Below are 7,012 nucleotides of genomic sequence, written 5' to 3' on the forward strand. Positions count from 1 at the left end.
AGAAATCTCTAAGATGGGTTTTATTCATTTATTCTACATACCTAATACTTCTTCTACAGGAGTATAAGACATATCAAATGCATCTGCTACTGATTTGTAAACGATTTTTCCATCTAATACATTAGCACCTTTTCTTAATGGTTCTTCATCAATAAGAGCTTGTTTCCAACCTTTATTTGCTATTCTAACTGCATAAGGTAAAGTTACATTAGTTAAAGCTAATGTGGAAGTTCTTGGAACTGCTCCAGGTATATTTGCAACAGCATAGTGAACTACATCATGTTTCATAAATATTGGGTCAGCATGGGTTGTAGGATATGTTGTTTCCATACATCCACCTTGGTCAATAGCCACGTCCACTAGAACACTACCTGGTTCCATTAATTTAACCATTTCTTCTGTAACTAATTTTGGTGCTTTTGCACCTGGAATTAAAACTGCTCCTACTACTAAATCAGCAGTTTTAACTGCTTGTGTTAAGTTATAATTATTGGAATATAAAGTTTCTAATCTTCCCATGAATACTTCGCCTAGATAACGAAGTCTATCTACATTTATATCAAGCACTGTGACTCTAGCGCCAAGACCAATAGCTCTTCTAATAGCACCAGTACCTACGATACCAGCACCTACAACTACTACATGAGCAGGAGGTACTCCGGGAACACCATCTATTAATAGGCCTTTTCCGCCTCTAGTTTTTTCTAAATAAATAGACCCTTGTTGAACTGCCATACGTCCAGCAACTTCACTCATAGGAGTAAGAAGTGGAAGAGATCTATCTGGATTTTGAACTGTTTCGTAAGCAATTGCGACAGCTCCTGATTCAACTAAAGCTTTTGTTAATTCTTCTTCTGCAGCTAGATGTAGGTAAGTAAATATGATAAGGTCCTTTTTAAAATATTTGTACTCTGATTTTAGAGGCTCTTTAACCTTCATTATCATATCTGATTGTTCCCACACTTTAGCAGCCTCAGGTAGGATTTCTGCTCCTATAGATTTATACTCTTCATCAGAAAAACCTGCGCCCATTCCTGCATTAGTTTCTACTATAACTTTGTGGCCTGCTCTAACTAGAGCATCTACGCCAGCAGGTGTAAGAGCTACCCTGTTCTCTTGTTCTTTTATTTCCTTTGGTACTCCAACAATCATTGATACATTCCTCCTTAATAAATAATTGGTTTGTTAAATATATTCTATCATATTTTGAAAAGGTTTGCACGATTTTAAATTTTGAGATAATTTGTTAAAAAAATAACGAAATCAATTATGATTTATTTCTATGATATAATTATATTTATATTTATGTATTTAAATGGGAGGGATATAATTGGAAAAAGGATATATTCAAGTATATACAGGCAATGGAAAAGGTAAAACAACAGCAGCTTTAGGATTAGCTATTAGGGCAATTTGTGCTGGCAAGAAAGTGTTTTTTGGACAGTTTATTAAAGGTATGGATTATAGTGAATTAAAAAGTGTTGAATACATACCTAATTTTAAAATAGAACAATTTGGTAGGGATTGTTTTATATACAATGAGCCAACAGAAGAAGATATTAAATTAGCAAAAGAGGGTTTAGAAAAATGTAGAAAAATATTAAAAGAAGGGAAATACGATATAGTAGTTTTGGATGAGTTAAATATAGCAGTATATTTTAAATTGTTTACCTCAGAAGAAGTTATAGAAATACTAAAGGAAAAAGCATCCCATGTAGAAGTAATCATAACGGGTAGATATGCAGAAGATAATATAGTTGAACTAGCTGATTTAGTAACAGAGATGAAGGAGATTAAACATTATTATAACGAAGGAGTAGAAGCTAGAAAAGGAATAGAGAGTTGACAAATTCATTACACGAGTGTATAATAAATTTACAACAATGTAATGGAGGTGAATATAATTGAAAAAATTAGGAGAGGCAGAATTTGAAATTATGCAAGTAATTTGGAGTGCTAACAGACCTTTGAAGGCAAATTCTATTTTGGAAGAATTAAAAGAGAAGAGAAAATGGGCACTATCAACTCTTATGTCATCTTTATCAAGACTTGAGAAAAAGGGTTTTATCAATATTGACAGAACTAAGAGATACAATCTTTATACAGCAGTTGTTAGTGAAGAAGATTATAAGTCTAAGGAAAGTCGGACATTTTTAAAGAAAATCTATAACAATTCACTACCTAGTTTGGTGGTAAATCTATATAATAGTAAAGCTATTGATGATGAAGATCTTTCGGAGTTAAAAGAATTAATAGAAAAAATTGGAAAGGATGAATCTAATGACTAAATATTTTCTAAACATATTAGCTTTGTCCTTTTCAATAGGTCTAGTAATAATATTAACTTTAATAATTTCAGAAACTTTAAATAAAAAATACATTATTAGATGGAGATATTTTTTATGGTTAATCCTAAGTATAAGACTATTGATTCCTATTGGATGGAATCTACCAATACCTGACTTAGAGTATAAAGAAATCCATAAAAATATTATTTTTAATGAAAATCAAAAACAAACAAATTTAAATTATTTAGATATAGAAAATAATAACAATTTACCATCAGAGGAAGAAAATCTAAAAAAAGATAGTAATCTTAGGAAAATTTACTTAGGTGAAAACATATTTAAAATAATAAAAACTATTTACATAATAGGGTTCATAATATTTTTAGCATACCATTTTATAATACATTTAGTATTTAAAAGAAAGATAGTAAATTTAGGGAAGGTTGTTAAAGATGATATTGTAATCGATACTTATCAAAAAATTAGTGATGAGTTAGGATTAAAGGGAAAAGTGAGAATTTTTAAAAATCATAAGGTATTAACTCCTATATTGATGGGAATAATAAGACCAACTATAATCATTCCTTCTAATGAATATAGTGAAGAAGAAATATACTATATTCTAAAACATGAATTACAGCATATTAAGAGGAAAGATTTAGAATATAAATTGATGATATTAATTGCTAATGGAATACATTGGTTTAATCCATTGATATATATAATGAGAAAAGTTGCAAATATGGATATAGAAATATGTTGTGATTTAGATGTATTGAAAAATGAAGATGAAAATGAAAAGAGAACCTATTGTAAGGTGTTGTTGTCATCAATTGAAAGAGAAAGGCACAGTTCTAAATTAGCAACTTATTTTATAGGGGGGAAAAAGGAAATGAAGAAAAGATTTAAAAGTATTATAGATTCAAGGAAGAAGAAAAATGGGATTTTAGTTCTATTTTCTATTTTAGTTATTGCTTTTTTAATTAATACTTTTGTGTTAGATAAAGTAGAAGGCTCTAATGTAGTAAAAGGTATTAATGATGAATTAAATCAAGATATAGATGCATTAGAAATTAATAGTGATGAGGAACAGAATTTAGTCCAAAAGGATGGTAGTCTATCAGATTATGTTGAAGAAGAAAGGGAAGTTTCAGAAGAATTTGCGTATATGTTAGAACATGGAAGAAAAGATAAAGAAAACATATCTGTAGACAGAGGGATGTCCTTGTTTGTAATGGTAGGTAGATTTGAGATTCTATACGAAGACGAGCTTGATTATGATAAATTTGATGAAATTAAAATACTACCAGATAAATATTCAAAAGATGCTCCTTTTTATAAAAAATGGGGGAAAAATAGAATAACTTATATAGGATATTCATTAAATAATTGTAAGTTTACAGCTGATAGTGATATTCCTTTTTCAGCAGATATATATACAAAAGAAAAAGAAAAGATAGCAGAAATAAAATCAACAGAAGAAGATGGCAATCATGGTGTTAGAATCAATTTTAGTGATGAAGAATATTATTATATAATTTTAGCAAATGAAGAGGGGAAATCTACAGAAAATGCTAGTTATAGCATTTGGAAGTAAAATTGTTATTGCTTTAAATAATGAATATTAGTTATACTTGAAAAAGATAGATTAAAGGTTACAGCTTTTAACCTATCTTTTTTTAGTTTGAAATTTATTAAACTATGACTCACCATAAAAATTTAAATATATAATTAAGCAATAGTTGTTGGTAATTATTTTTGGTAGTATAATGATATAAGGAAATGTTTATATAATTCATAAGTTTATAAAATAAAAGAGGTGGTATTATGAAAGTTAACTGGAATAGCAAGTATACTACAATTGCAGTATATTCATTTATTGTAGCAGTACTAAGTACAATATTTTATTTAATAGCGTCAGAAGTAAATTTATTCAAAATACAAGTTAGCAAATACATAAATACATTACAACCAATTATTATAGGTTTTGTAATGGCTTATATATTTAATTTTATACTTGAATTTTTTGAAGAATATTTATTAGATAATATTTTGTCTAAAATGAAAAGTAGAAAATTAAATAGGATAATAGGAATTATATTAACCTATTTAACTGTATTTCTATTGTTATATCTTTTTTTAAATTTTGTGTTGCCTCAATTATTATCATCAATTATTGGATTGGTAAATGATATTCCAGATTATTTTATGGCTGTAAATAATAAGATTAATGATTTTACCAATGAACTCCAAATTCAGGAAGAGTACTATGAAATTATATTAGTAAAGTGGAATGAATTTGTGGATTATATATTGAGATTTGCCACAAATTTAATACCTAAACTAGGGAATTTAACAAAAAATATTCTTTCTAGTATTTGGAACATAGTATTAGGTGTTATTGTTTCAATTTACTTATTACTAGATAAGGAAAAATTCAAAGCTTTAAGTAAAAAAATAACAATTTCTATTTTTTCTGAGAAGAATGCTAATAGAGTAATGGAATTAGTACGGAGAAGTGATAGTATATTTGGAAGGTTTCTAAGTGGTAAGATATTGGATTCTCTTATTATTGGGATATTAACATTTATAATATTAAGTATTGCTAAAATACCTTATGCAACTTTGGTATCTTTTATAATTGGAATAACCAATATTATTCCTTTTTTCGGACCTTTTATTGGAGCTATACCTTCCTTTTTTATAATATTATTCGTTTCACCTATCAAGGCACTTTGGTTCTTAATTATAATATTAATTATACAGCAGATTGATGGAAATATTATTGGGCCTAAAATATTAGGAGATTCATTAGGTATATCAGCTTTTTGGATACTTTTTTCATTGCTTGTAGCAGGAAAGATATTTGGATTTGTCGGACTTGTAATCGGTGTGCCTTTATTCGTATTTATTTATTCTATAATAAAGGATATAGTAGAATATAGATTGAATAAAAAGGGATTACCAAAGGATACTAAAGAATATTATTAAATACTTGGTGAAAGTATAAAATAAGTTAGTATTATAATCCATTGAATTGGAATAAAGGGGTAGATCAAGAGAGTAAAAACCTAGATCTATCTCTTTTAAATTTATAAAATATTTTTGTGTTTTTGCAGTACTTTTATTTTTTGTTTCGTTTATATTAGTAGACAGGAAAGGAGGGGAGGTATGGATTTAGATAAAGAGCTGATAGAAGAGACTCTATCTGGTAATAATAACTCATTTGAAAAAATAGTAGAGAAATACAAAGGATATATATTTGCTATTATATTAAACTTTATTAAAGATCATAATGAAGCAGAAAACATAGCTCAAGAAGTCTTTCTTCAAATCTATATTTCCCTTCCAGAATATAAATTTGACAATTTTAAAGGATGGATTGGTAGAATTGCTGCAAATAAATCCATAGATTGGAAAAGAAAAAAGAAAGCTAAATTCAATGAACAGGTAATGGAAAATACAGAAATAGTAATAGGTGGAGAAAGTTTATCCCATTATAAAACACCAGAGGATATTTTGGTAGAAAAAGAAAATCAGAAAAAAATCCACCGGATTTGTAAAACACTACCAAAAATATATGAAGAAGTAATAATTAAATTTTATTTTGAGGAAAAATCCTATGAAGAAATTGCAAAGGAAGAAGGGACTACCGTAAAGACTATAGCCTCAAGGCTTTATCGGGGGCGTAATCTATTAAGAGAGAAATGGAGGGAGGAAGATGATGAAACATTATGATGAGATAGAATGGATTTTCTATAAAGAAAAGATTCTTTCAGATGAAAAACAAACTGAAATGGAAGAACATTTATATACATGTGATAGATGTATGGAGATTTTTCTTTCCCTCATAGATGAACAAGAAGCAGATAAAGCAAAAGATTCCATTTCGGAAAACTTTACGGCTAATTTAATGGGCAATATTGAAAATGTACAATATAAACCAAAAACTAAAGCAAAAAAATCTAATACTAGATTTAAAGATATGTTCGTCTATTATGTAGCGGTGGCTTCTGTAGCGATAGTTTTAACTTTAGGAGGATTTTATAGTGGATTAGTAGACATGGTTCCTCAAATTGGGAAATCAAATGTAGTAAAAAATAATATTAACGCACCTAATATAATAGCTAATGTATCTGGAAAAATTGTAAACAGAACATCTAATTTTATCAATAATTTTGAAATACCTAAAAGTGAGGAGAATTTGAAATGAAAGAAAAAAGTAAATTTATAACATTTTTATTATCTTTTATACCTGGCTTATCCCATTTTTATTTAGGGTTTGCTGATAGAGGACTAATATTTCTCATGGCATTCTTTGGGGTTATGGCAGGTGTTGTAGGGCTTGCGATGTTTATTGGTGGTGATTTATTTGCAATATTAGCTCTTGGATTACCTTTAATATGGCTTGTAGCTTTACTAGATGCTTTTTCTTTAATGAAAAGATTTAATTCAAACAATCACGTAGACGATGAAAATGAAATTAAAATTAAATATAAAAATGTAGATGAATTAAAACAATCTAACAGAAAGACTATAACAATGGCTTTATCTATCATACCAGGTGCAGGTCATATGTATCTAGGTTATCAGAAAAAAGGATTGGCAATAATGGGAGCCTTCTTCTTTACCATATTCTTTATGGGATGGTTAGGTTTATCCTTATTCTTGTTTGTTTTACCTTTAATATGGTTTTATAGTTTCTTTGATGCATTACATTCTTT

Annotated in this window: 8 protein-coding genes; 7 read left to right on the plus strand and 1 reads right to left on the minus strand. The window is 28.3% G+C overall.

The genetic code is table 11. The annotated features are described in order from the left end of the window. Positions 1-33: 33 nt before the first annotated feature. Positions 34-1,152 (minus strand): alanine dehydrogenase, encoded by a 1,119-nt coding sequence (gene ald / locus VK998_RS04035; RefSeq protein WP_325225755.1) that lies wholly within the window; start codon positions 1,150-1,152, stop codon positions 34-36. A 178-nt stretch (positions 1,153-1,330) separates the two neighbouring features. Between ald and cobO the strand changes: the two genes are divergently transcribed. From cobO to VK998_RS04070, 7 genes are all read left to right on the plus strand, one after another. Further along, complete coding sequence (gene cobO, locus VK998_RS04040) at positions 1,331-1,846, plus strand: cob(I)yrinic acid a,c-diamide adenosyltransferase (RefSeq protein WP_325225757.1); 516 nt, start codon at positions 1,331-1,333, stop codon at positions 1,844-1,846. A 58-nt stretch (positions 1,847-1,904) separates the two neighbouring features. Next, complete coding sequence (locus tag VK998_RS04045) at positions 1,905-2,288, plus strand: BlaI/MecI/CopY family transcriptional regulator (protein WP_325225759.1); 384 nt, start codon at positions 1,905-1,907, stop codon at positions 2,286-2,288. Further along, a complete protein-coding gene (locus VK998_RS04050; protein WP_325225761.1) occupies positions 2,281-3,885 on the plus strand; it encodes a M56 family metallopeptidase in 1,605 nt (534 codons plus the stop codon). Before VK998_RS04045 ends, VK998_RS04050 begins: the two co-directional genes overlap by 8 nt. Before the next feature lie 230 nt (positions 3,886-4,115). Then, on the plus strand, positions 4,116-5,279 hold the full coding sequence (locus tag VK998_RS04055; RefSeq protein ID WP_325225764.1) for an AI-2E family transporter: 1,164 nt from the start codon (positions 4,116-4,118) through the stop codon (positions 5,277-5,279). A gap of 180 nt (positions 5,280-5,459) precedes the next feature. Further along, positions 5,460-6,026, plus strand: a complete 567-nt coding sequence (locus VK998_RS04060; RefSeq protein WP_325225766.1) for an RNA polymerase sigma factor — start codon at positions 5,460-5,462, stop codon at positions 6,024-6,026. Continuing rightward, a complete protein-coding gene (locus VK998_RS04065; protein WP_325225769.1) occupies positions 6,010-6,501 on the plus strand; it encodes a hypothetical protein in 492 nt (163 codons plus the stop codon). Before VK998_RS04060 ends, VK998_RS04065 begins: the two co-directional genes overlap by 17 nt. Next, positions 6,498-7,012: hypothetical protein (locus VK998_RS04070; RefSeq protein WP_325225772.1), on the plus strand; the 515-nt coding region annotated here is incomplete at its 3' end. The genes VK998_RS04065 and VK998_RS04070, both read left to right, overlap by 4 nt.

The sequence above is a fragment of the Schnuerera sp. genome, from assembly GCF_035459645.1.
GTDB lineage: Bacteria > Bacillota > Clostridia > Tissierellales > Tepidimicrobiaceae > Schnuerera.

Bases quoted from the DNA above. Each gene is read 5' to 3' on its own strand.
- VK998_RS04050 (WP_325225761.1), top strand. From the start codon at position 2,281: ATGACTAAATATTTTCTAAACATATTAGCTTTGTCCTTTTCAATAGGT.
- VK998_RS04060 (WP_325225766.1), top strand. From the start codon at position 5,460: ATGGATTTAGATAAAGAGCTGATAGAAGAGACTCTATCTGGTAATAAT.
- VK998_RS04065 (WP_325225769.1), top strand. From the start codon at position 6,010: ATGATGAAACATTATGATGAGATAGAATGGATTTTCTATAAAGAAAAG.
- ald (WP_325225755.1), bottom strand. From the start codon at position 1,152: ATGATTGTTGGAGTACCAAAGGAAATAAAAGAACAAGAGAACAGGGTA.
- VK998_RS04055 (WP_325225764.1), top strand. From the start codon at position 4,116: ATGAAAGTTAACTGGAATAGCAAGTATACTACAATTGCAGTATATTCA.